The organism is Brevibacillus nitrificans (assembly GCF_003710965.1).
Taxonomy (GTDB): domain Bacteria; phylum Bacillota; class Bacilli; order Brevibacillales; family Brevibacillaceae; genus Brevibacillus; species Brevibacillus centrosporus.
Genome location: NZ_RHHU01000017.1, coordinates 360755 through 384454 on the forward strand (window position 1 = coordinate 360755; position 23700 = coordinate 384454).

22 protein-coding genes are annotated in these 23700 nt (G+C 50.9%); 21 read left to right on the forward strand and 1 reads right to left on the reverse strand.

Going from position 1 to position 23700, the window contains the following annotated elements; translation table 11 throughout:
* Nucleotides 1-39: 39 nt before the first annotated feature.
* From EDM59_RS24925 to galU, 5 genes are all read left to right on the forward strand, one after another.
* A complete protein-coding gene (locus tag EDM59_RS24925) occupies nucleotides 40-435 on the forward strand; it encodes a hypothetical protein (RefSeq protein WP_122926086.1) in 396 nt (131 codons plus the stop codon).
* A gap of 220 nt (nucleotides 436-655) precedes the next feature.
* Nucleotides 656-1663: an LCP family glycopolymer transferase gene (locus tag EDM59_RS24930; RefSeq protein ID WP_122926087.1), complete on the forward strand. Its 1008-nt coding sequence runs from the start codon at nucleotides 656-658 to the stop codon at nucleotides 1661-1663.
* A 262-nt stretch (nucleotides 1664-1925) separates the two neighbouring features.
* Complete coding sequence (locus EDM59_RS24935; protein ID WP_148040858.1) at nucleotides 1926-3353, forward strand: hypothetical protein; 1428 nt, start codon at nucleotides 1926-1928, stop codon at nucleotides 3351-3353.
* Between the two features lie 272 nt (nucleotides 3354-3625).
* Nucleotides 3626-5374, forward strand: a complete 1749-nt coding sequence (locus tag EDM59_RS24940) for a phospho-sugar mutase (protein ID WP_246011231.1) — start codon at nucleotides 3626-3628, stop codon at nucleotides 5372-5374.
* 15 nt (nucleotides 5375-5389) lie between these two features.
* Nucleotides 5390-6286, forward strand: coding sequence for a UTP--glucose-1-phosphate uridylyltransferase GalU (gene galU / locus EDM59_RS24945; RefSeq protein ID WP_425456030.1), 897 nt, complete (start codon nucleotides 5390-5392; stop codon nucleotides 6284-6286).
* 6 nt (nucleotides 6287-6292) lie between these two features.
* Here galU and EDM59_RS24950 read toward each other — a convergent pair whose 3' ends face one another.
* Nucleotides 6293-6622 carry a helix-turn-helix domain-containing protein gene (locus EDM59_RS24950; protein WP_122926089.1) on the reverse strand — a complete coding sequence of 110 codons (330 nt, stop codon included), beginning with the start codon at nucleotides 6620-6622 and terminating at the stop codon, nucleotides 6293-6295.
* Between the two features lie 119 nt (nucleotides 6623-6741).
* Here EDM59_RS24950 and EDM59_RS24955 point away from each other — a divergent pair, with 119 nt between their 5' ends.
* The 16 genes from EDM59_RS24955 to EDM59_RS25030 all read left to right on the forward strand — a co-directional run bounded on the left by EDM59_RS24955 (nucleotide 6742) and on the right by EDM59_RS25030 (nucleotide 23689).
* Nucleotides 6742-6885: an anti-repressor SinI family protein gene (locus EDM59_RS24955; RefSeq protein WP_122926090.1), complete on the forward strand. Its 144-nt coding sequence runs from the start codon at nucleotides 6742-6744 to the stop codon at nucleotides 6883-6885.
* A 218-nt stretch (nucleotides 6886-7103) separates the two neighbouring features.
* A complete protein-coding gene (locus tag EDM59_RS24960) occupies nucleotides 7104-8276 on the forward strand; it encodes a glycosyltransferase family 4 protein (RefSeq protein WP_122926091.1) in 1173 nt (390 codons plus the stop codon).
* On the forward strand, nucleotides 8276-9067 hold the full coding sequence (locus EDM59_RS24965; RefSeq protein WP_122926092.1) for a glycosyltransferase family 2 protein: 792 nt from the start codon (nucleotides 8276-8278) through the stop codon (nucleotides 9065-9067). Before EDM59_RS24960 ends, EDM59_RS24965 begins: the two co-directional genes overlap by 1 nt.
* Nucleotides 9068-9086: 19 nt before the next feature.
* Nucleotides 9087-10433 carry a UDP-glucose dehydrogenase family protein gene (locus EDM59_RS24970; protein ID WP_122926093.1) on the forward strand — a complete coding sequence of 449 codons (1347 nt, stop codon included), beginning with the start codon at nucleotides 9087-9089 and terminating at the stop codon, nucleotides 10431-10433.
* Entirely contained in the window at nucleotides 10430-11362 is a 933-nt protein-coding gene (locus tag EDM59_RS24975; RefSeq protein ID WP_122926094.1) for an NAD-dependent epimerase/dehydratase family protein, read from the forward strand. The genes EDM59_RS24970 and EDM59_RS24975 overlap by 4 nt, the downstream gene beginning before the upstream one ends.
* A gap of 30 nt (nucleotides 11363-11392) precedes the next feature.
* Nucleotides 11393-12802: a sugar transferase gene (locus EDM59_RS24980; RefSeq protein WP_122926095.1), complete on the forward strand. Its 1410-nt coding sequence runs from the start codon at nucleotides 11393-11395 to the stop codon at nucleotides 12800-12802.
* A gap of 25 nt (nucleotides 12803-12827) precedes the next feature.
* Nucleotides 12828-14198, forward strand: coding sequence for a sugar phosphate nucleotidyltransferase (locus EDM59_RS24985; protein ID WP_122926096.1), 1371 nt, complete (start codon nucleotides 12828-12830; stop codon nucleotides 14196-14198).
* A 15-nt stretch (nucleotides 14199-14213) separates the two neighbouring features.
* A complete protein-coding gene (locus EDM59_RS24990; protein ID WP_122926097.1) occupies nucleotides 14214-14564 on the forward strand; it encodes a helix-turn-helix domain-containing protein in 351 nt (116 codons plus the stop codon).
* 176 nt (nucleotides 14565-14740) lie between these two features.
* Nucleotides 14741-15400, forward strand: coding sequence for a YveK family protein (locus EDM59_RS24995; RefSeq protein WP_122926098.1), 660 nt, complete (start codon nucleotides 14741-14743; stop codon nucleotides 15398-15400).
* Nucleotides 15401-15417: 17 nt separating this feature from the next.
* Entirely contained in the window at nucleotides 15418-16476 is a 1059-nt protein-coding gene (gmd, locus tag EDM59_RS25000) for a GDP-mannose 4,6-dehydratase (protein WP_122926099.1), read from the forward strand.
* Between the two features lie 59 nt (nucleotides 16477-16535).
* Nucleotides 16536-17849, forward strand: coding sequence for a flippase (locus EDM59_RS25005; protein WP_183193036.1), 1314 nt, complete (start codon nucleotides 16536-16538; stop codon nucleotides 17847-17849).
* Entirely contained in the window at nucleotides 17850-18800 is a 951-nt protein-coding gene (locus tag EDM59_RS25010) for a GDP-L-fucose synthase family protein (protein ID WP_122926101.1), read from the forward strand.
* Between the two features lie 28 nt (nucleotides 18801-18828).
* Complete coding sequence (locus EDM59_RS25015) at nucleotides 18829-20094, forward strand: hypothetical protein (RefSeq protein WP_122926102.1); 1266 nt, start codon at nucleotides 18829-18831, stop codon at nucleotides 20092-20094.
* Nucleotides 20091-20831, forward strand: coding sequence for a glycosyltransferase family 2 protein (locus EDM59_RS25020; RefSeq protein ID WP_122926256.1), 741 nt, complete (start codon nucleotides 20091-20093; stop codon nucleotides 20829-20831). The genes EDM59_RS25015 and EDM59_RS25020 overlap by 4 nt, the downstream gene beginning before the upstream one ends.
* A 2-nt stretch (nucleotides 20832-20833) precedes the next feature.
* A complete protein-coding gene (locus EDM59_RS25025; protein ID WP_183193037.1) occupies nucleotides 20834-22009 on the forward strand; it encodes a glycosyltransferase family 4 protein in 1176 nt (391 codons plus the stop codon).
* A 33-nt stretch (nucleotides 22010-22042) separates the two neighbouring features.
* Nucleotides 22043-23689 carry an asparagine synthase-related protein gene (locus EDM59_RS25030; protein ID WP_122926104.1) on the forward strand — a complete coding sequence of 549 codons (1647 nt, stop codon included), beginning with the start codon at nucleotides 22043-22045 and terminating at the stop codon, nucleotides 23687-23689.
* The last annotated feature ends 11 nt before the right edge of the window (nucleotides 23690-23700 follow it).

Consider the following 23700-nt stretch of genomic DNA (forward strand, 5'->3'; position numbering starts at 1 on the left):
CAAGATATGACATCCACTTCAGTACTTCAGGGAGGCATTATGGATCTGGTAACGAAAAAGTATCAACCGATTGATTCCGAGATGATTCTGTTCAACGAGGAGTACTATCTGAGTGTAGTCCGTGTAGACATTTCCACGCTGGCTGCATCGGATCGAGAGGCACTGTTTACCCATTTGTACGAATTCGAGAGCAACGATATCGAGCTGGAGATAGATGTTTCTGCAGAACATCAAGGAGTATGGTATTTTCAACTGCTGGTTCCCCATGTTCTGACACTCCCGGATGCTGCCCGCAAGCGCCTTGAGCGCGGCCGCGAGCAACTGGTGGCGCACAGTGCCAAGCAGCCTCACAAGCCAGCGGAAGAGAAGCTGGTTGGCGATGATATTTACGAGTACGTAAAACGATATAACCCCAATCTGCAAATCGTCGGGTAAGGTAGACAGCGAGAACAGCGATCCATCACGATCGCTGTTTTTTGTACTACCGTAAGCATTTATAAGATTCTTAGCCAGTATAAGTGCAGCGAAGGCTCCGCCACAAAAGCCTGACGGAGCCAAGTTTTCTAATCCTGCGTGCGTGTAAAGGTTTGCGAAGCTTTGCCATACGCTAGTAGTAGAGGTTTTGTCCAAAGTCGGGAGTGGGAGAGACTGGCTGATGAAAAAAATCATGCGGATCGTGCTTGTTGTACTGGGAATAGGAGTAGTCGGGACTTCTGTCTATTTTTATCAGCTTTACAAAAATGTTGAGCAAACCGCGCACGCGATCTTTGAAGCATTGCCTCCTGCCCCGGTTGCTGGGCAGGACAAGACGAATCAGCCGCCATCAGCACCGCAGTCATCTCCTGCAGCAGGAACGGCGCAAACCATCCCCAACGCACAAAAGACACAGGAGGCAGAGGAAAACAAAGCGGTTTCCATTTTGGTGTTCGGTGTAGACAAGCGCGGGACGGACGCAGGACGCTCCGATACGATCATTTACCTGGCGAGTAACCCCACGCTTAAGCAGACGCTGATGTTCAGCATTCCGCGTGATACGCGTACGCAGATGGCCGACAGCGGAAAACAGGACAAAATCAACCATGCTTACGCCTTCGGGGGGATGTCTGCGACGGTCCGGACGGTCGAAGCCTTCCTGAATACACCGATCGATTACTATGTCAAGGTAGATATGGAGGGCTTCCTCAACATCATCGATTCGCTCGGGGGAGTGGTCGTGGACAATGCGCACGCCTTCAGCTACGAAGGATATCGTTTTGAAAAAGGCAAAATCGCACTGGATGGAAAAAAGGCGTTGGCGTACGCCCGCATGCGCCACGATGATCCCGAAGGAGACTTTGGCCGCAACAAGCGTCAGCAGTTGATTCTCCAGCAATTGATGGGGAAAGCGAAGGAAATCAGCACGGTCAACAAGCTGGATAAAGTACTGGCCGACATCGGTGCAAGCGTCAAGACGAATCTTACCTTCGATGACATGAAAAACCTGATGTTTCATTATAAAAGTGGATTGGATCAGATCAATGTGCTGCGCATCAATGGGCAGGGGGAAATGATCAACGGCATTTACTATTACGCTGTGTCAAATGAGGAGCGCTCCCGCATCAAGAGCCAGATCGACCAAGTTCTGCACGGGGCAGCTGAGGCGCAAACGGCACAAGACTCGTAGCCATTCACAAAACCTTTGAAAACAGGCTGTAGCCCAAAACGTCGGGCAAACAGCTTGTTTTTTTTACAGGAGGAAATGATAAGATTCTTAGCCAGTATTAGTGCAACTATGGCTCCGCCACAAAGCTTGAAGGAGCCAAGTTTTCTAACGCTTGTACGCAGGGAATAGGGGATTGTGGAAATTTGGAATAGCCGTGGCTAAAAATCGTCTTTTGCATATCGTATAGCAGGTCCAATCTATATAGAGAAGGGAAGGTATGCGGATGAGTATATTAACACCACAGCCATATGTGGTCTCGATTACAGATTACAAACAGTATGCGCTGAATGTCGGCACAGCAACGGAAGACTGGTCCGATGCGATCCAGAGAGCTGTTAACGACGTGTCGCAAAAGGCAAAAAACAGCGCGAACAACTTTGAATCCAATATTCAAGGGGTCGTAACGTTCCCCATTCAGCGGTTTAAAATCCGAAAGCCGATTCTGCTGCCGCCACAGGGAATCGTCCTCGAAGGAACATCCATTTCCTCGGTTGTTCTCGACGATATTTATACAGGTAAATTCACGTTTGTCCCCTGTACGATCATCGAAAAAACAACAAACACGACGATCGGTGCCAGAACCCGAAAAGCGCGGGGAGGTGCAGTCACAGACGATTACAACGTCGATGCCTTCTTCCTCATTGACCACGGTGACAACTCCACGAACTACAATACCTCCATTCAATTCCTAACGCTTTATTCCACGGCCCCCAAGCAAGTACGCTTCGGTATTTACGGACCCCGCACTACCCACGCCACCTTCAGCAACATCCAAACCTATTATTGTGACTACGGCTTTTTCACCTTTGACTCCTGGATGACGAGCATCAACAAGTTTTTTGCTAGGGACTGTGTCTCCGCCCTGTGCTGGCAGGACGATGGTACAAACAACGGAACGGGTACAAGCTTGAACGCAACCAATGTCTGGGCAAATACGGCGCAGGTAGGCTTTGATATCACCCTGCTCAACTACTCCACCTTTACCAGCTGCGGCGTCGACCACGTCAAGACAGGAACAGCTCGCGCCTATTCCTTTAAAAAATGCAACGGAATTACCATGAATGGATGTGGGGCAGAGGATGTCAAAGGAGACGTGTTCTATTTTGAAAACACGAGCGCGGTCGTAAATGGATTCTCTGGCTACCTGATTTATGGCGCTGCCACCACGCGTGGGACGTCATCGATGATTTACGTGAACACCAATTCCAACGTGGTGATGAATAGCTGCCGCTTCCCCAACTATCAAACCACCGATTTGTCGACAACGAACAACTTTAATCACATTGTGCAAAATGGATCGGAAGCCATGTTCAATTTATGCCAGCTTCCGACAAACGGCAATAGCTACGTGTCCTATAGCAACAACAGCACAGGCATATACGTGAACGAGGCAGGGACGACGACCTGTATCAACGTAAATGGCGTGATTTACAAAGGGACGATGGCAAACGGCTTGCGGCGGATGCAGGGTACGGCTATGCCGACTACAGGCAAATGGACAGCGGGCGATATAATCGAAAACACAGCTCCCGTCGTCAGAGGAAATGCCGGCAGCAGGTACATTGTCACAGGATGGTGTAGGCTGACTACGGGAACCAGTAACGTGCTGAACACGGACTGGGTGCAGATGATCAGCTATACAGGCTCATAAGACTGTTCGGAAGAGTGGCACCTCGATGCAATATTCGGGGTGCTTTTCTGTCCGTAACGACTGATGAAAGGGTGAGGAATATAGCGAAAAAAAGACTATTGACAAATCGACATATTGCTCAGAATTCGCTATTTCTTTTGTTTAAACGACAAATTAAGTCTATTGTCATTCAAATAGGCGTATTGTAGTATAAGCCTATCCGCCGAACCTCCCAGTGTAGATCGTGCGCAGGATGAGGAGTCGGGACGAACTGATTACTAGGGGTGACTTTCATGCTAGATTCCAACAAGGCATCAAATCCTAGTCCTGGTGCCATGGAAGTGTTCACTCGCTGGCTTTCACACAGGGAGATGCCGACAGATCTTTATGAGGAACTGCAACAGATCGGTACAAATAAGAAAGAGATTGAGGAACGTTTCTATAAACAGCTGGAATTTGGAACGGGAGGTATGAGAGGGATCATCGGTGCCGGCACCAACCGCCTCAATGTCTATACCGTCCGAAGAGCGGCACAGGGAATTGCCCGCTACCTTCAACAGAAGGGGAAAGCCGCAGCGAAGCAAGGTATTGCGATCGCGTATGACTCCAGGAAATATTCAGAAGAGTTTGCTGGACAGATGGCATCTCTTTTTGCGCATTCAGGAATCAAGGTGTATCTGTTTCATGAAATGGTCCCTACTCCACTGCTCTCCTTTGCGATTCGCCATCTCCATGCCTCCGCAGGTATCGTCATTACAGCCAGCCACAATCCACCCGAATACAATGGAATCAAAGTCTATAACCAACTCGGCGGGCAAATCACCGAACAGGATGCCCAAGATATTTACGATGAAATCCAAGCAAGCGGGGATCCCTTGGAGATTCCGCAGCTACCTGCCACGCCAGGGGATCAGCAGATCATCATGATCGGCAGCGAAGTGGTAGAGGCATACAACCGGCAAGTCGAACAGCTGCTGCGCCAGCGTCCGTTGATACAGGAGAAGGGCAGCAGCCTGAGCATCGTATATACCCCGCTTCACGGAACAGGAAGAAAGCTGATCCCTGAACTGCTGAAACGAGTAGGCTTCACTCGCGTCCATGTCGTCGAAGAGCAATCGACGGCCGACTCTCGTTTTCCTACTGTAAAAGCACCGAATCCTGAAGAGCGGGAAGTTTTTGATCAAGCCTTGATGCTGGCGGCAAACACACAGGCCGATTTGATTATGGCGACAGACCCTGACGCAGATCGGTTAGGGGTACTGGTAAAGACCGACTTGGCATATGAGATGGTGAACGGCAATCAGCTAGGTGCACTGCTGCTGCATTATTTGCTCCAACAGGCAGGGCCCTATACAGACGGACTGATGCTGAAAACGATCGTCACCTCGGACTTGGGAGAGAGAATTGCAGAGAGACACGGGGTAAAGACCATCAATACCCTGACAGGCTTCAAGTACATAGGCGAAAAGATCGAAGAATGCTGCACAGTGGGGTCGCATACCTTTGTCTTTGGATATGAAGAGAGCTACGGCTATTTGGCGGGAGACTTCGTTCGCGATAAAGACGCGGTACAAATCGTTGTACTCGTAGCAGAAATGGCCCTTTATTACCAGCAGCAAGGGAAAAACCTGTTTCAAATCTTGGAGGAAATTTATCAAACGTATGGCTACTATCGTGAAGAGCTGGTGTCTCTCACCCTTTCAGGAAGAGAAGGGCGCGAGCAGATGGAGGAATGCTTGACCAGCCTGCGATCAAACCCTCCGAAGCAGCTGGCGGGGTATGTGGTCGAAACGGTGGAGGATTACGAGCGTCAAATAAAAACGAGAGTAGAGACAGGGCAGGGGGAAACGCTGGATTTGCCAAAATCCAACGTCATCAAATTCATTTTTGCGGACAGATCGTGGGTGGCGGTTCGGCCGTCGGGTACGGAACCGAAAATGAAGGTTTACCTCAGCACGAATGCCCCGACAAGCGATGAGGATGCGAAAGAGAAGATGGCAGCGCTGCGAGGAGCTTTATCCGAGTTGATCCGGTTACCCTAGGAGGTAGGAGTGAGCGTGGCACAAGTGAAAATCAAAAAGGCCATTATCCCGGCTGCTGGTTTGGGCACTCGATTTTTGCCTGCAACCAAAGCGATGCCAAAGGAAATGCTGCCAATCGTAGATAAGCCGACCATACAGTACATTGTAGAAGAAGCGGTAGAAGCCGGAATCGAGGATATCATCATCGTGACAGGAAAAGGGAAACGGGCCATCGAGGATCACTTCGACTCCGCCTTCGAGCTGGAATGGAATCTGCGGGAGAAGCAGAAGCTGGATTTGCTGGATCGGGTGCGTCACTCAGCTAAAATGGCGAATATCCATTATATTCGCCAGAAAGAACCACTCGGGCTGGGACATGCCATTTGGTGCGCCAGGAAGTTTATCGGGCAGGAGCCGTTTGCCGTTTTGCTGGGGGACGATATCGTTCGCTCGGATATCCCCTGCATCAAGCAGTTGACGGATCTATACGAGCATACACAGTGCTCAGTGATTGGCGTGCAAGAGGTGCCGGAGGACCAGATTTCCCGATACGGAGTGATTGATCCTCTCACAGCAGAGGGAGATATGTACCAGGTTCGGGCATTTGTCGAAAAACCGCAAAGAGGAACAGCGCCATCGAACCTGGCGATCATGGGGCGGTATGTCTTGAGGCCGGAAATATTCGATATTTTGGAGCGTCAGGAAACCGGGGCGGGTGGAGAAATCCAGCTGACGGACGCCATTCAACGCCTCAACGAAGTGCAAACGGTCTTTGCTTATCGGTTTGAGGGAGTTCGTTATGATGTTGGCGACAAGCTGGGCTTTATCACGACGACGATCGAATTTGCGATGAGAAACGATGAGCTGCGAACCCCATTGTTGCACTATTTGGAAAATTGGGTGCAAGGAGTGTCCGTTACACAAAAAAGCTAAACTAGCTTACTCCTTGTTTTGTGACAGCTTCCACTTTTGAAATTCCAAAAAACCGCGGAACTCTTCTTTGCTGACCCCAGACTTCATTGCTTCTAAAACCAATTGGTTCCACTCTTGATCGAAATCTTGTTCGGCAGCAGGATCTTTCTCGATTAGCGTATTCATGGGAACATCGAGCACTTGGGCAATCTTCTCAATGAATTGCAGTGAAGGATTGGATTGAATGTCTCGCTCAATGGAGCTGAGATAAGATTTTGCAACTCCCGCACGTTCAGCCAGTTGCGATAGGGAAATCCCCTTTTCTTTTCGCAGGTTCTTGATACGTGTTCCAATCATCGAAAGAATCATCCTTTTTCTTTGCTGATTCACTCATTATAGCAGGAAACAAGCCTTTTGCCTAATAGTGAAAAACCGTTGGCTGCCGATGAAAGTAAGGCTGGAGAGGGGGAAGTACCATGTACGCATACGAGATTGGCACCGAGGAGAGGGATCGTGAGTGGGAGGAATTGATTTTGGAAGCGAAGAACATGGGAATCACGCTGGATGAAGTCCGCGAGTTTTTGCTGATGGCGACGCGCGGAACACTCCGTTCCATGTAAGCAGTTTGGAGAAAGGGCGTTATAAAGAACAGTTACAATCAATTCGTTCTTTTTTAAGAACAATAGTGATAAATCGAGATAAACGAATGAAAACGGCTAAAATGGCTGAAAACAGCTAATTTGGCCGTTTTTGTTTTGCTTATAGGCAGAATATACTAGGACATATCGTTCCTTATAAAGAACGAAAACCGATCAGGAAGGATGAACGTGGAGACCGAATGGGAGCTGCAACGAAGGTATGCATCTATGCACCTGTGCACATTCACACGGATGTCAGGGTGTATCAAAAGGAAGCGAAAGCCCTCGCCGCTGCTGGGTATGAGGTCGTACTTCTGGCTAGAAAAGGTGCGGATGAGACGAGGGAGCGGGTACAAGGTCACCTCCGTGTGGAAGGGGTCCCGCGGTACAAGAATCGATTGCAGCGATTTCTGATGCAGCCGCTGATGCTGGCCAAAATCTTGCAAACGCGAGCAGCGATCATCCACCTGCACAATCCGGATACACTGCTTCTGGGATTTTTCCTGAAGCTGATGGGGAAAACGGTCATCTACGATACGCATGAAGATTTTACACAGCGAATTCTGATGCGCGAATGGATTCCAGGGCGATTGCGCCAATTCATGGCCAAGGCTGTTGGACAGCTGGAGGCGTGGGCAGGGAGATGTTTTGATGCGGCCATCGCGACTCAGCCGGATGTTGCTGCACGGTTGGGGAAAAAGGGCGTCGTGATCGAAAACGCTCCGATCGCCAGTGGTGAGCTGATCGACAGAGCCTACGCACATAGCCGCTCGATCGCAAAGCCGGCAGAGTTTCGCGTGATCTACGTGGGGACGATCGGACGTACACGCGGGTTGCTGCAAATGGTAGATGCGCTGGAATATGTGAATCAGCTGTTTCCTGTGCGAATGTGGCTGATTGGTCCGGTGCATGATCAGGCAGGCTGGAAGGAAGCGATGACAAAGCCAGGCTGGAAGCATGTCGACTATCGGGGAGAACTGCCCCAGGAAGAGGCTTTTGCCTATATGATCCAAGCGGATGCAGGATTGATCACGATTCAAAACATAGGCGACCACGCCAAAACAAGTCCGAACAAAATTTATGAATATCAAAGGTTTGGAATCCCGTTCATCGCCAGCGATTTTGCCGTGTGGAGGGGAAAAGTGGGACATGTCGGCTCCGGCGTATTCGTGAGAGAAACGGATGCTTTGGAAATCGCACAGGCGATCGTGTTTCTGCACGACTTGCCCGCGCTGGCGCAGGAGATGGGGCAAAAAGGGATGGCTTACACGATAAACGAGTACAACTGGGAGCGGGAATCGGAAAAGCTGATCAGGCTGTACCAGACGCTAACAAAGACGGATCAATCGTTGGTGAGAGGAGTAGCACAATGATGAGTTCTTCTGTCAGAGCGAGTCAGGATATACAGACGCAGCCGTTGGTATCCGTCATTACGCCTACTTACAACGCAGCCAAGTTCATTAAAGCGACCATTGACTCCGTGAAAGGGCAGACGTACCCCCATTGGGAGATGATTCTCATCGACGACGCCTCGAGTGACGATACGAGAGCCGTCATCCAAGACGAGCTGAACGACCCGCGTATTCGCCTGATTGCCCTCGAACAGAACGGGGGAGCGGCGGTTGCCCGAAATACAGGGATCTCTTCCGCCAAAGGGAAGTATCTGGCCTTTCTGGACAGCGATGATTTGTGGCTGCCGGAAAAGCTGGCGACGCAGGTAGCTTTCATGCAGGAGCGCGACATCGCCTTCTCGTTCACCCAGTATCGCATCATTGCGGAAAATGGCACGGAGACGGGAGTAGCTGTACCGATACCGGAGCAAATCGATTATCAGGGACTTTTGAAGAACACCATCATCGGGTGCCTGACTGTCATGCTTGATCGTGAAAAGCTGGGGACGGTCCAGATGCCGAACATTCGGACTCGTCAGGATACAGCGATGTGGCTGCAAATCCTCAAGCAAGGGCAGATCGCGTACGGTATTTCAGAGGAGCTGTCCTTGTATCGCAAGGTAGGCGGCTCGATCTCCAGCAACAAATGGAAAGCCGCCCGGCATACCTGGAGGCTGTACCGGGATATCGAAAAGCTGGGTCTGGTGCACGCAGCGTGGTGCTTCCTGCACTACGGCTGGAATGCATGGAAAAAAAGCGTGGGATGGACATAACGGGAGAGGGTAGGAAGCCATGAGAATTGCCATCGTCGGAACAGGATATGTAGGACTCGTTACAGGTGTTTGCTTGGCAAAGATCGGCCACCAGGTGACATGCGTGGATGTGGACGAGGATAAAATCGCACAGCTATCGTCGGGAGAGGTTCCCTTTTACGAGCCTGGTCTGGGAGAGATGCTGGATCAGCAGAGAAAGGAAAAAAGGATTGCGTTTACAGTCAATCCAGGGGCAGCGTTTGCGAATGCGGAGGCGATTTTCATAGCGGTGGGCACGCCGCAGGGGATTGATGGCATGCCGGATCTGCAGGCGTTGATTACCGTAGCCCAAACGATCGGACGCCATGTGCAGCACGACGTCATTGTCGTCATCAAAAGCACGGTGCCGATTGGGACGAACACGTTTCTGGCACAAATCATCGCAGAGCATCTCGTACATCCTGTCTCGGTACGGGTAGCCTCCAATCCGGAGTTTTTACGGGAGGGGTCAGCGGTCTACGACACCTTTCACGGAGACAGGATCGTGATCGGCACCGATGATGCAGAAGTGGCAGGAATCCTCGCCGCTATTTATGAGCCTTTGCACATCCCCATTTTGCATACGGACATTCGCAGCGCAGAGATGATCAAGTATGCGTCCAACGCCTTTCTGGCAACGAAGATCAGCTTTATCAACGAGATCGCCAACCTATGCGAGAGCCTGGGAGCGACGATCGAGGATGTGGCGCGGGGAATGGGCATGGATCAACGAATCGGGGAAAAGTTCCTGCGCGCTGGAATCGGCTATGGAGGTTCCTGCTTTCCCAAGGATGTCAAAGCGCTCCTGGGCATGGCAGAGCTGTCAGGAGATCAGCTCCAAATCCTGCAGGCTGTGGAGCGCGTGAACCGCAAGCAGCAGATGAGGCTGGTCGAGAAGGCAGCCAGTCGATTCGGAGATTTGCGCGGAAAGCGAATAGCGCTGCTGGGGCTTTCTTTTAAGCCGGACACGGATGACATGAGAGAGGCGCCGTCTCTAGGGATTGCAGCCGCTTTGCTGGAGCACGGAGCGCAGGTCGTCGCGTACGATCCCGTCAGCATGAACCATGCTCGAACCTACCTGCCTGCTCAAGTGGAGCTGTTCGAAAGTGCTGAACAGGCGCTGGCAGGCGCAGACGCAGCTTTTGTCTTGACGGAATGGCAAGAGTTTACCCTTCCCGCTTTTGTTCCCAAGCTGCGAGCGATGCGAGAAGCTGTTGTCTTCGATGGAAGGAATTGCTTGCACGATTCGGTCTTGGAAGACGACGCAGTGGAATATCATCCGATCGGCAGACAGCTAGGCAAAAAGCTGGTAACGACAAGTTTCCATGAAAAAGGGAGAGAGCGATGAAAGTACTCGTGACGGGCGGAGCCGGTTTTATTGGATCACACATTGTGGATCAACTCATCGCGAATCAATATCAGGTTGTCATTGTAGACAATCTATCGACGGGCAAAAACGAACAGATTCACCCGTTGGCGAAGTTCTATCGGTGCGATATTACCAGTCACGAGCTGCAGTCCGTGTTTGCCGCGGAAAAGCCGGATATCGTCATCCACCAGGCTGCCCAAATCGATGTCCGCCATTCGATGGTGGCACCGCTTCACGATGCTAGCGTCAATATTTTCGGTACCCTCCGACTATTGGAGTGCGCCGTTTTACATCAAGTGAAAAAGTTCATTTACGCATCTTCAGCAGCCGTTTATGGCATCCCACACACCCCCCTCATTGAAGAGACACACCAGACCCGACCCCTTTCCTGCTATGGCATATCCAAATACACACCTGAGCAATACATCCGAGTAACCTCCGATCAATATGGACTGGATTATACGATCCTGCGCTACGCCAACGTCTACGGGGAGCGGCAGGAGTTGACGGGAGAAGGCGGAGTCATTCCGCGCTTTATCCAGAACATGCTGCAAAGCTTGCCGCCAAAGGTATTCGGTGACGGGTGGCAGACGAGAGATTTTATCCATGTGGAGGACGTAGCAGCTGCCAATGTGGCCGCTCTGCAATACGGAGCCAGAGAAGTGCTGAATGTCTCCACGAGTCACGCACTGAGCATCAATGATCTGGTTACGCTTTTAAACGAAATGCTGTCGCTCGCAATCGAGCCCATCTACCTGCCAGCGAGAGAAGGGGACATTCGGCACAGTTGTCTGAGCAACGAAAAGACCCGTGAACTGCTGAAATGGGAGCCGCAAGTGACCTTGCACCGAGGACTGCACCAAACGATTCAATACGTTCGAAACAGAATGTCCATCGCATACGGCTGATGATCCTTTTGAAAATGGCAGGAGGAACCTATGAGGGGCAACACCTTGAAGCTTCGACTGTTTCTGTTGGCAATGCTCGATGTTGGACTCTTGAACGCGTGCTATGTGATTGCGTTTTTATCCCGTTTTTCGTTTGACGTGCCGCTGCGCAATGTCAAACCGTACTTGGCCCTGTTTCCGTGGATTTCTCTGTTTTGTCTAATCGCGTTTTACATGTTCGACCTGTACTCGGACTGGAAGCGAAAAAGCTTGCACCATCTGCTGTACACCATCTTCTTGTCTGTCCTGCTCGTGATGGTCCTGACCATGTCCATGACGTATATGGGCAAAGGCTTTTCGTTCCCGCGCAGTGTGATTTTGTTTGCGACGTTTTTGCAATTTTTCGTTCTCGGATTCAGCCGTTATTTGATCTGGCAGCTAGCGCGGAAGAAGCACGGGAGCAAAAAAGTATTGATCGTAGGAGACAGCCTCGATAGCGGTGTGTCTTTGGCAGAAAAGTGCATGAACCATTCCAAAGGCTGGTTCATCATCCACGGCTTCCTTCCTGCCCACAGCAGAAGGCTCTTGCATAAGAAAATGGCGGAAGTGGACGTCGTCTTGCTCGGTCCCGATCTGAACCGGGAGGACAAGGCAGAAATCATCAGCTTATGTATCAAGCACGAAAAAGAGGTGCTGGCTGTACCGGAAATGGTCGAGCTGCTCGCTATCGAGTCCGAGCTGCAGCAAATCGACGATCTTCTGGTGCTGTCCATCCAGCCTCCACGCTTCGTCCCGAGAAAGCTTTTGATCAAGCGATGCTTTGATTTACTGGTGTCCGGCTTCCTGATTCTTCTCCTGGCGCCAGTCATGCTGCTCTTGTACGTATTGATCAAGCTCACCTCACCAGGTCCGGCGATTTTCAAGCAGGAGCGGCTGGGAGAGGGCGGGCGGTCCTACCTCATCTACAAATTCCGCAGCATGGTGGTGGATGCGGAGAAATGGACGGGACCGGTTCTGGCAGCTGCAAAGGACCCGCGCATTACTCCGATCGGAAGGTTTATGCGCTCCACTCGTTTGGACGAAATCCCCCAGCTGTTCAATGTGTTAAAAGGCGAAATGAGTCTGGTAGGGCCAAGACCGGAGCGCCCCTTTTTCATCCAGCAGTTTCAGGAGAGCATCCCGGACTACGCGTATCGCTTGTCTGTCAAACCGGGAATAACCGGGCTGGCACAGATTTTGGCTAACTACAGCACAAAGGTGGAAGACAAACTTCGCTTCGATATTTTGTACGTCAAAACGTATTCGTTCGTTCTCGATATCAAGATTTTGCTCCAGACCATACGGGTCGTTCTACAGCGGGAGCAAGCGGCTGGCGTTGCCTATGAAAACGATGAGAACAAGAAAAAGCTGCTGCGGCTATTCGGCTATTACGACATGGCGAATACCGCCAATAACGAGTAATAACAGATGAACGGGGGAAATGTCAGTGAAGCTGATTTTGCTGTCAGGCGGTTCGGGAAAAAGATTGTGGCCACTGTCCAATGATGCCAGATCCAAGCAGTTTCTTCGCTTGCTCCAAAACGAACAGGGGGACATGGAATCGATGATCCAGCGCATCTGGAAGCAGCTGGGAGCCGCTCATCTGCAGGAGGATTCCATCATTTCGACTAGCAGCACACAGGTCGATATCATCCAAAATCAGATCGGCTGCGATGTAGAGCTGCTGGTGGAGCCGCAGCGTCGGGACACCTTTCCAGCGATTGCGCTGGCGGCTGTCTACCTGTATTCGATGAAGGAAATCAGCATGAACGAAGTGTGTGTCGTCATGCCCGTAGATGCCTATGTCGACGATGCTTTCTTCGAGAAGCTGAAGCAGCTGGAGCACGTCCTTGGCGACTCCGAGGCACAGCTCGCCCTGGTAGGGGTAAAACCGACCTATCCTTCTGAAAAGTACGGCTATATCGTGCCTCACCCTCGCCATGACAGCATGCCGTACTATCAGGTAAACCACTTTACCGAGAAGCCTTCCAAAGACGTGGCGGAAAAGCTGATCGAGCAGCAAGCGCTTTGGAACTGCGGCGTATTTGCCTTCCGCCTGGAGACGATGATCACCAGCCTGATTGACAAAGGGATTCCGATTCATTTTGAGGAGCTGCTGAGGCAGTATCACGGACTCTCATCGATCAGCTTTGACTACGAGGTAGTAGAAAAAACAAGCCGTATTGCCGTTTTGCCATACGAAGGAAGCTGGAGCGATCTCGGCACGTGGAACACGCTGACCGATCAGATGAAGGAGCGTCAGGTAGGGAAAGGTCTCATAGATGAAACCTGCCGATCTACGCATCTCGTCAATGAGCTGGATATCCCCGTGGTCGTGATGGGCTTGTCCAACGCGATCGTAGCGGCTAGTCCGGACGGCATCCTGATCGCCGAGAAAACGGTCAGCCATCATGTGAAGGAAATCGTCAAAGACATCGCTACCCGTCCGATGTTTGAGGAGCGCCGCTGGGGCTGGTACAGGGTGCTCGACCACGACAAGTCGGTGGACGGACGGGAAGTATTGACCAAACGGATTGGCGTATCGGCAGGAAAAAACTTGAGCTATCAGCTTCATTACATGCGCAGCGAGGTGTGGACGATCATCCGGGGCGAAGGGGTTTTTTGCCTGGACGATAAAATATTCCATGTTCAGGCGGGCGATGTCCTGACGATTCCGGTTGAGACGAAGCATGCGATCAAAGCGATTACGGATCTCGAATTTATCGAGGTGCAAACCGGAGTGTCCCTGGTAGAGGAGGATATCATCCGCATTTATATGACCTGGGAAGAGATTGAAAAAAACTGTGCGTGGGTATGAAGGGAGCGCTAGTCATTGCTTGGGAAATGTATACAGGAGCTGCGAATGCAAAAAGGGCTGTCCATGTCTGAGCTGGCAGAGCGATCGGGAGTCACCAAGTCGTATTTGAACTCTTTGGAGAGAGGGATCAAGACAAATCCCTCCATTCAAATCCTGGAGAAAATTGCGCTGGTGCTGGAAATGGAGTTGGGCAGTCTCGTTCGCTATGTGCATGACCGCCAAAAGGGAAACGTTCCTTGTGATCCGGAATGGGCAGCACTGATCGGAGAACTGCAAAGCTCGGGAATCAGCAAAGAGATGGTGAAATCGTGGAAGGACGCGTGGACGCAAAAGCAAGGGAATCAGACAAAAAAGTATTCTTCATAAAGAACGACAATAAGGGATGCGAGTAGTGCGAAAATGATGTCGGAAAAAGGGGGAATACTCCGATTTTTGCTTGATTTTCGCATGGATATGATTGTTTCTTTTTTATGGACTATAAGGTACACTAAAAGAAATCGTTCTATAAAAAGAACGTTCATATTGGGAGTCCAGGAGGGCATATGAAAGTACGTGAGCTGTTTGACATGATCTGGCGACGACTCTGGATTGTCATTGTTTTCACCACGGTTGTCACGTCAGCCGTCGGTATTTACAGCTACTATTACATCACTCCGGTATACGGAGCATCCGTAGAGTTGCTGGTGATGCCGAATTCTGCCGAGGAAGCCGAGCAGGCAAGGGAAATCGATTTCAACGATATTCAAACGAGCATCAAGCTGATGGACACCTATCAAGTCATGATTAAAAGTCCGAGGGTGCTTGAGAAGGCGATGATCGCTATGAAGCTGCGACTGTCTACAACCGAGCTCGATAGCAAAATAGAGGTTAAGCCCGTGAAATCTTCTCAGGTGATTGAAATTACGGTTCGAGACCCGTCGCCAGTAACCGCAGTGGAAGTCGCCAATACCTTGTCCCGAATTTCCGTCGAAGAGATTAAAGAAATCATGAAGATCGACAACATTCAGGTGATTTCCGAAGCAAAGGTTTCGGATAATCCCTATCCCGTTTACCCTAGACCGATTTTGAACATCGCCATGGCGTTTGTCGTTGGATTCTTCTTGTCGATCGCTTTGGTACTCGTATACGACTCTTATGCTATTTACCGAAAATCCAGGGTTTTGCAAAAGCAGCGGATGATGAGTAAGTCCGCTCTCGGATAAAGGAGAGGTCCAAGCAGATGAAAAAAGTAGCGCTCATTACAGGGGTCACAGGTCAAGACGGAGCCTATCTGGCGGAGTTTCTGCTGGAACAAGGATACGAGGTGCACGGTGTCAAACGCAGAGCGTCCTCGTTCAACACAGATCGGATTGACCACCTTTATCAAGACAGGCATGACGCCAGCAGCCGATTCTTTCTCCATTACGGTGACCTGACCGACTCGACGAATCTCATCCGCATCATCCAGGAAGTGCAGCCTGATGAGATCTACAACCTGGCCGCGCAAAGCCATGTCAAGGTGTCGTTTGAAACACCGGAATATACGGCAAACGCAGATGGAATCGGGACACTTCGCTTGCTGGAGGCCATCCGGATATTGGGTCTCGCAGGAAAAACCAAATTTTATCAAGCTTCCACGAGCGAGCTCTACGGACTGGTTCAGGAAGTTCCTCAGCGCGAGACTACGCCTTTTTATCCACGAAGCCCTTATGCGGCTGCGAAGCTCTACGCTTACTGGATCACGGTAAACTACCGGGAGGCCTACCAGATGTTTGCCTGCAACGGCATTCTGTTCAACCACGAATCCCCGCTGCGTGGAGAAACGTTTGTCACCCGCAAGATCACACGTGCGGCGGCGAGGATCCGCCTTGGTTTGCAGGAGCGGCTGTACCTCGGCAATCTGGATGCCAAACGGGATTGGGGCTACGCGAAAGATTATATCAAGGCGATGTGGCTGATGCTGCAGCAAGAAGCTCCGGACGACTTTGTCATTGCCACAGGAGAAACGCACTCCGTACGGGAGTTTGTCGAGCTTGCCTTTCGGGAATGCGGCATCGAGCTGGTGTGGCAGGGGCACGGCGTGGAGGAAGTGGGGATACATGCACAGACCGGCAAAGTCATCGTCCAAGTAGACCCGCAGTATTTCCGACCTACGGAAGTGGATCTTCTCCTGGGCGATCCTCGAAAGGCAAAGGAAGTCCTGGGCTGGCAGCCGGAATGCACATTTGATGAGCTGGTTCGAAGCATGGTGCGAGCGGATCTGGCAGAAGCAAACAAAGAGATCCTCCTAACCCTATGATACAGAAATGCCGTGTTTTTGCCCTTTCTCTAGTAAGCCTGGTAAACGGAAGCCAGGTGTTGAAAAAGATTGTGATCAGCTCGAGCTGGCTGGCTGTCGAGCGGATATTTCGGATGATCATCTCCTTTTTTGTGGGGATCGCCATCGCTCGCTACCTCGGCCCCGATCAGTTCGGGCAGCTGAACTACGCCCAATCCTTTGTGGCGCTGTTCTCGACGGTAGCAGCTTTGGGGCTGGAAGGCATCGTCGTTCGCAATATCGTCAGGCAGCCAGAGCGAAGAGACGAGATATTGGGCAGTGCGTTTGTCCTGAAGCTGTTTGGTTCCCTGTCGACAATCGCTTTCACCATCGCTCTGATCATCTTTCTGCGTCCAGACGATCCTCATATGCAGTGGATGGTAGCTCTGGTTGCGATGGGAATGATCCTCCAAGCGTTCGATACGATTGACTACTGGTTCCAGTCCCAGGTGAACGCCAAGGTAAAGGTATACACGTATGCGACTTCCTTCTTCGTCATATCGATGCTGAAGGTCGTCCTGATCGTCATCGAGGCGCCGCTCATCGCATTTGCCTATGCGGGCATGGCTGAAGCTGTCATCATTATGATCGGACTTCTGATCGGCTATCGGGTACATGGGAACTACCTGCGCAAATGGCGCGCATCGCTGACCTGCTCTCTCGAGATGCTGAAGGACAGCTGGCCGTTGATCCTGTCCAGTCTCGCCATTCTGATCTACATGCGCATTGATCAGATCATGATTGGGGATATCGTTGGGAACCACGAACTGGGGATCTATTCGGTAGTTGTACGACTTGGGGAGATGTGGTATTTCGTACCGCTGGCCATCGTTTCCTCGACGTATCCTAGCATTGTTTCGTCCAAACAAATCAGTGAGGAAATCTTTTATGAAAGACTGCAGCATTTGTTTGATGTCATGGCTCTGATCGGCTACATCGTGGCGATTGCGACGACTTTCCTCGCACCCTTTCTGGTTTCGTTTTTCGGGCAGGAGTATTCGGCTGCCTCCTCACTCTTGATCTGCTACATATGGGTTGGACTGTTCGTCAACCTCGGCTTAGCCCGTTCCTCATTCCTCAACACGATGAACTACACCAAATGGCAGTTCGTCACTTCGGTGATGGGCTGCATCCTGAACGTCCTGCTCAATCTGCTGCTGATTCCCAGATACGGTGCGATGGGGGCGACTGTTGCATCCCTATTCTCGTACTGGTTCCAAACGCATGCCTCCTGCTACTTTTTCAAACCGCTGCATCAGGTGGGGGCGATGCAAACCAAGGCGATACTCGTGCCGTTTCGGTTGAAGAAAATCATAGCTCAATTGAATATTCGCTCGAAAGGGGAGTACCTGTAAGTGGATTCACAAGCACGCATATTTGTAGCAGGCCACCGTGGACTCGTGGGATCAGCGATAAAAAGAACGTTGGAAGCGCAAGGGTTCGAGCGTATGATTGTGCGGGATCGTAGCGAGCTCGATCTGCTGAATCAAGAAGCTGTTGCGAGATTTTTTGCCCAGGAGCAGCCCGAATACGTGTTTCTGGCAGCAGCGAAGGTAGGGGGCATTCTAGCAAATTCGCAATACCCAGCTGACTTTCTCTATCAAAACCTGGTGATTCAGACGAACGTGATTCATGCCGCCCACTTGTACGGCGTAAAAAAGCTGCTGTTTCTTGGCAGCTCATGCATTTATCCCAAATTCGCACCACAGCCGATTCGGGAGGAATACTTGCTAAGCGGAGAGCTAGAGCCGACCAACGAGCCGTATGCCCTGGCAAAAATCGCGGGAATCAAGATGTGCGAGGCCTACAATCGCCAATACGGCTCCAACTTCCTCGCGGTCATGCCCACCAATCTGTATGGGCCAAATGACAATTTTGATCTGGAAAGCTCGCATGTTCTGCCAGCTCTGCTGCGTAAATTCCACGAGGCTGCCATCCAGAAAGCACCGAGTGTTGAGGTGTGGGGCACAGGGAAGCCCAAAAGAGAGTTTTTGTATGTCGATGATCTTGCAGATGCCTGCGTCTATCTGATGAAGTTCTTTGATCAGAAAGATACGGCGCCGTTTGTAAATATCGGTACGGGAGAAGATGTCGAGATCGGGGAGCTGGCGAGCCTGATCAAACGCATTGTCGGTTTTCAGGGGGAGATCGTCTTTCGTTCGGATAAACCGGACGGTACCCCGCGCAAATGGCTCGACGTCTCCCGAATGGCGCGCTTGGGCTGGAGTGCCGGCACGACTTTGGAGGCGGGAATTCAGCAGACGTACGACTGGTATCGAGGGCAGCACTTGATTGTCCGACCGTAGACGATGAGAGTTTCTTGGGGGGATCCATGTGAGGGACACGTTTATCATCATTTCCAGAAGTCATCCTGAAAATCTGTCCTCCGGGCGGGAGGCGACGACCTACAGGCTCGCTACGTTTCTTTTGCTCACCAGTGTGTTCCTCTACGGCGCGAGTGTCCCCAATTTGTCTCTCATCTGTCTGTTCCCTTGCTTGGCGCTGATCTTTTTCCTGAAGAACAAGAATGTGACTGTCTCCTTTTTGTTGGATGCCTCTCTCGTTTTCCTCTTTGCCTTCCTCTATTACACCATGTGCGTACTCTTTGAAATTACGACGGAAGATGACTGGCTTAAGAGCAAGATGATGTTTCTCATCGCCAATATGACCATTGCCTATATCATCGGCTATTTTCTGGCTCAGAACTATACGAATATCAGTGTCGTCCTCGGCGTAACAGTAGGAGGACTGTTCACCTACGCCTTGCTGTCGACGGCGAGCTATGCCATGAATCACTTGGGGGAAGTGGCGAGCAACAACTACTTGATTGCAGAGCGGGCAGTCCCGTCGTTTTGGAACGGGGGGACGATCAACGGACCGATCATCGGGATTTATTTTTCCTTGAGCATTTGCCTGGTCTCGATGATTTACAGCCGCATCAATCTGTTGCTCAAAGGCTGTTTTCTGGCGCTGGCTGCGGCGAGTATCTTCTTTAATCTGATGCTGCAAAATCGCAGTCCGATCTATGCCGGCGCGCTGGCTTTTTCACTGGCTACTCTCATGTACATCACGCAGATGAAGCTGACGCACAAAAAGCTCGTGCTGCTCATCATTTTGTTTTGCCTCATGCCGCTGAACCTATTTTTTATCGATTTCTCCGAGACCAAAAGCTTGCTCGAAAATCCTTTTATGGATCGCTTGCTCAGCGAAGGGCTGGACACACCGAGGTACGCACTCTGGTACAAAGGGCTGATCGGCCTGTTCGAGAATCCGATGGGAGGAGCGAAGACGGACTTCTCTCCGTTCGACTACGCCCATAATCTGTGGCTGGACGTAGGCTGGTATGTCGGCGTCATCCCTATGCTGCTGCTGCTGGTCATCCAGCTCAAGCATGTGCCCTACCTGTTGTCTTTCCTGAAAAAGAAACCAGATCAGTCGTATGGGGTCATTGGATTATCGGTATCGTTTCTCGTGGCGATGATGGTAGAGCCAACGCTGATCGCTTCGTACACCTATGTGACTTTGTTTTTCTTCTTTATCGGCTATTTAAAAGGATTCCACCTGCACGCGGATCTGGCAGGGAAAGGGGAGCGGAGATGACGGCAACTCGGCATTTGCCGAAGATCAGCATCATTACAGTGACCTATCAAGCAGGAGAGAGGCTTGCGAGCACGATCAAAAGCGTCATGAGCCAGACGTATCGCAACAAGGAGTATGTCATCGTCGACGGAGGCTCTACGGACGAGACGCTGGCTGTCATCGAGCGTTATCGACACGCGATCGACGAAGTGATTTCCGAGCCGGACAAAGGCATTTATGACGCGATGAACAAAGGGCTATCCCTGGTCTCCCCGGACAGTGATTACGTGATTTTCATGAACGCGGGCGACGTCTTTTACAATCATGTCGTGCTGGATGCGATCCTGCCAGGACGTACGGGAGACAAACATTTGTACGGCAATATGTATCGGGATGGCCAAATCGTGTCGCAGCCGGTTCAGCTGAGCGATTTTTATATGAGTACACAGATGATTTGCCATCAATCGATCCTGTTTGCAACGAGACGGCATCAGCGCGTCCTGTACGATTGCCGGTACTCGATTTCAGCTGATTTCAAAGCCGTTCTGGAGATGCGAAAAAACGGAGACATCTTTGAAAAAGTGGACCAGGCGATCTGCAAATACGAGGGAGGCGGGGTCAGCGATCTTCAAAGACAGGAGCTGTTCCGGCAAAGACTCGAGATTCTGCAGCAATACCCCTCGCTTTTGCGAATGTATCGGGGCAAGACTTTTCTCAAGCGATGTTTGCCATTTCACAACCAGATGAGGATGAGGTAACGATGGGAAAACAAGTATTGTACATTTCGGGAAAGCTGTTTCCAGTCAACTCCGGTGATGCGATCTACTCTCTCGGCATCCTGGAGCGAATCGCAAGCCCTGACAGCACGTTCGATGTCCTTTCCTATGAATACATGGAGACGGACGTGGAAACCGAGGAGTATCTCTACTACTCGAAGCTCTTTCGGCAGATGAGACTGGTTCCCTATCAGCCGACAAAATGGGAGAACTACAAGAAAGTCCTCTTCTACGGGGACAGCACGCAAAAATATTTGCCGCGGATGATGGAAGAAGCAGATCGACTCCTGTCCGAGACGCAGTACGACGTCATCATTCTCGATCACTTGCGCATGTTCTTTTTGTACGAAACGATCCAAAAGCACATCGATCGAAAACGGACCAAGCTCGTGCTCATCCAGCACAATATCGAGCATATGAACGCTCGCGAAGAAATCCGGTATCAGTCCCGTGCAAAGGATAAGTGGAAGCTGCGGCTGCTCAATCGCGGAATCAAGCGACTGGAGCATCAAGCCATCCAGGCGGTAGACGACATCTGGGTGATTTCCGAGGAGGATAAAAAGCTCATTTCTGCAATGGGAAAAGCCGCTGACCACATTCACGTCATCCCCCCCTACTACAACTATCCGACGATTAAAGAGAGAGAACATGTGGAACATCCGAGCTACAATCTACTGCTCCTGGGCAGCATGGAGTGGTACCCCAATGTGCTGGGAGCACTCTGGTTCATCGAAAATGTTTTCCAGGAGCTCGTCAAGCAGGATGATCGTTATCGGCTGTTCGTGGTCGGACGCGACCCTAGCCCGTTGATTCAAAAATACCACTCCGAGCAAATCATCGTGACGGGAGCCGTCAAATCCGTGGATGAGTACATTCGCAGCTGTGATTTTCTCATCGTCCCCAACACGCTGGGGGGCGGAGCAAAAATCAAGATACTCGAGGGGATCATGAAAGGCATCCCGGTGCTTGCGACCAAAGAAAGCACCGTCGGATATTCCGAAGACATATTTGACGAGGACTTTTGCGTCAATCATCCGCAGACATTCGTGCAAAAAATTATTCAGCTCAACAAGGATGCGGCAAAGAAAATTTCCTTTGTGAACAAGGCGAGGAGCATCATATCAGACAATCAGAAGCTGCGTGGAATCCTGGGTCAATAATCGCAATCGAGGACGAAGTGAAGGGGGAAGTTGGTGTTGCTGTTAACAGCGAAAGGATTGAGGAGTTTAGCGGGTGGTCTGCAAGCGTGGGAAAATCCGGAATATCTCTTCCGGTGGAGAGGTTTTCTCTACTTGCTGGGAATCCCGCCCGGTGCGGCATCGGTACGGGAGTTTTCCCGCTTGATCGCCTTACGGGGAATGGATCGTGCACTGAGGGAGCTGCGAGGACATTTCTTTATGGTTGTAAAGGAAAAACAGACGCACAAGTACACGTGCTTTACCGATAATAATGGCGGATTTACTGCCTTTCAATCCAAAACAGCTGCGGCTACCTCCTTTTTGGAAATGGTCTCCTATCACGGCTTGACCTCTTCTAGTCTGGACCGAGATTCCGTTCTGGAGTTCGTCAACTTTGGAAACGTATTTGCCAACAAAACGCTAGTCGAGGGCATTTCCCGGATTGATCGTAACCAGATCATCCGTTTTGGACCGAACGGAAAGAGTGTTCACTCCAAAAATTTGGCTCCGATCGATGCGGGAAACGGAGAATTTCACTACCTTCCCTTTTTTGAAAAGATGGCAGCGTCTATCAAAGATTACCGCCTGAGCGTGGACCTCACGGGTGGGGTAGATTCGCGGCTGATCGCGGTCCTTCTGGATTACTTTGGCGTGCCTTTCGAGACAACGGTTTCCGGGATGGACGGGATGGAGGATGTCGAGATTGCAAAAGAAGTGGCCGCTGCCATGGGCACTACGCTGCATGTGACACGCCCCGCCATCGATAACCTGGAGGACAGCATACCAGAGGTTTTCCGTGTCAGCGATGGCCTGAACGATGTCTTCAAGCATTACCGTTCGTACCAGCATAACCAAAATCGGGTGAAAAGAGGCATCGAGCTTGCCTTGAGCGGGATTGGCGGGGAATTTTTGAAAGACGAATTATGGCTGCAGGACTTCCCGTTTTATACGAGTAAAACCGCCCGGCTCGATCGGATGTTTCACATGTTTATGCTGCCGATTCCGTGCAAAAACGACTACTTTACCGCGGAGTACGTATCCGCAAACCAAAAGCTGCAAAATGGGACGCTTCATGCGTTGACCCGCTTTGCATTGGACACCAATACGAAGACGTACGACAACATCTACTACCACTACGAATTCCCCGTCATAGGCGGCGGCTTTATCACCGCAGCCAACCGGGTGCTGCCCAGCTACGCGCCCATGGTCGAGCCGGATTTTGTACAGTTTGGCTTCCATCTGAAGCGAAGAGAGCGTTTTTTTAACACCTTCCATCGCAAAACGATCTCAAAGGTCAACCCCCGCATTGCGAAGATTCGAACCTCAGAGGGCGGGATTTCTGTATCGTCGGACAAGTGGGAGGTCGGCAAAGACATCCAAAAATACGTATGGGACAAAGGCACACGACTGATGAAAGTCATCGAAAGAAGGCTCTTTCACGGTTCGTATACAAGGCAGCCTGCGGATCATCCCGAGTTCTCCACGCGAATCCGGGAATCACGGTTAGCCAGAGAGGCGGTAGAGCTGTTAAAAGAGGAAAAAATCTTGCATGCGAAGGTTCAACTGCAAGACATTCACGACGCCCATCTCAGTCATTTCTTATCCTTATCTCTTTTCATGGAGTTCCTTCATTCTACCAAAGAACAGCGTCATGGCACGTAGAGAGAAGAAAC

What these genes read in the sequence shown, in the direction of transcription:
- EDM59_RS24975 (WP_122926094.1), top strand. Translation starts at nt 10,430, where the DNA reads ATGAAAGTACTCGTGACGGGCGGAGCCGGTTTTATTGGATCACACATT.
- EDM59_RS24995 (WP_122926098.1), top strand. Translation starts at nt 14,741, where the DNA reads ATGAAAGTACGTGAGCTGTTTGACATGATCTGGCGACGACTCTGGATT.
- EDM59_RS24955 (WP_122926090.1), top strand. Translation starts at nt 6,742, where the DNA reads ATGTACGCATACGAGATTGGCACCGAGGAGAGGGATCGTGAGTGGGAG.
- EDM59_RS24935 (WP_148040858.1), top strand. Translation starts at nt 1,926, where the DNA reads ATGAGTATATTAACACCACAGCCATATGTGGTCTCGATTACAGATTAC.
- EDM59_RS24930 (WP_122926087.1), top strand. Translation starts at nt 656, where the DNA reads ATGAAAAAAATCATGCGGATCGTGCTTGTTGTACTGGGAATAGGAGTA.
- EDM59_RS25020 (WP_122926256.1), top strand. Translation starts at nt 20,091, where the DNA reads ATGACGGCAACTCGGCATTTGCCGAAGATCAGCATCATTACAGTGACC.
- EDM59_RS24970 (WP_122926093.1), top strand. Translation starts at nt 9,087, where the DNA reads ATGAGAATTGCCATCGTCGGAACAGGATATGTAGGACTCGTTACAGGT.
- EDM59_RS24965 (WP_122926092.1), top strand. Translation starts at nt 8,276, where the DNA reads ATGAGTTCTTCTGTCAGAGCGAGTCAGGATATACAGACGCAGCCGTTG.
- EDM59_RS24925 (WP_122926086.1), top strand. Translation starts at nt 40, where the DNA reads ATGGATCTGGTAACGAAAAAGTATCAACCGATTGATTCCGAGATGATT.
- EDM59_RS25025 (WP_183193037.1), top strand. Translation starts at nt 20,834, where the DNA reads ATGGGAAAACAAGTATTGTACATTTCGGGAAAGCTGTTTCCAGTCAAC.
- gmd (WP_122926099.1), top strand. Translation starts at nt 15,418, where the DNA reads ATGAAAAAAGTAGCGCTCATTACAGGGGTCACAGGTCAAGACGGAGCC.
- EDM59_RS24960 (WP_122926091.1), top strand. Translation starts at nt 7,104, where the DNA reads ATGGGAGCTGCAACGAAGGTATGCATCTATGCACCTGTGCACATTCAC.
- EDM59_RS24980 (WP_122926095.1), top strand. Translation starts at nt 11,393, where the DNA reads ATGAGGGGCAACACCTTGAAGCTTCGACTGTTTCTGTTGGCAATGCTC.
- EDM59_RS24940 (WP_246011231.1), top strand. Translation starts at nt 3,626, where the DNA reads ATGCTAGATTCCAACAAGGCATCAAATCCTAGTCCTGGTGCCATGGAA.
- EDM59_RS24950 (WP_122926089.1), bottom strand. Translation starts at nt 6,622, where the DNA reads ATGATTGGAACACGTATCAAGAACCTGCGAAAAGAAAAGGGGATTTCC.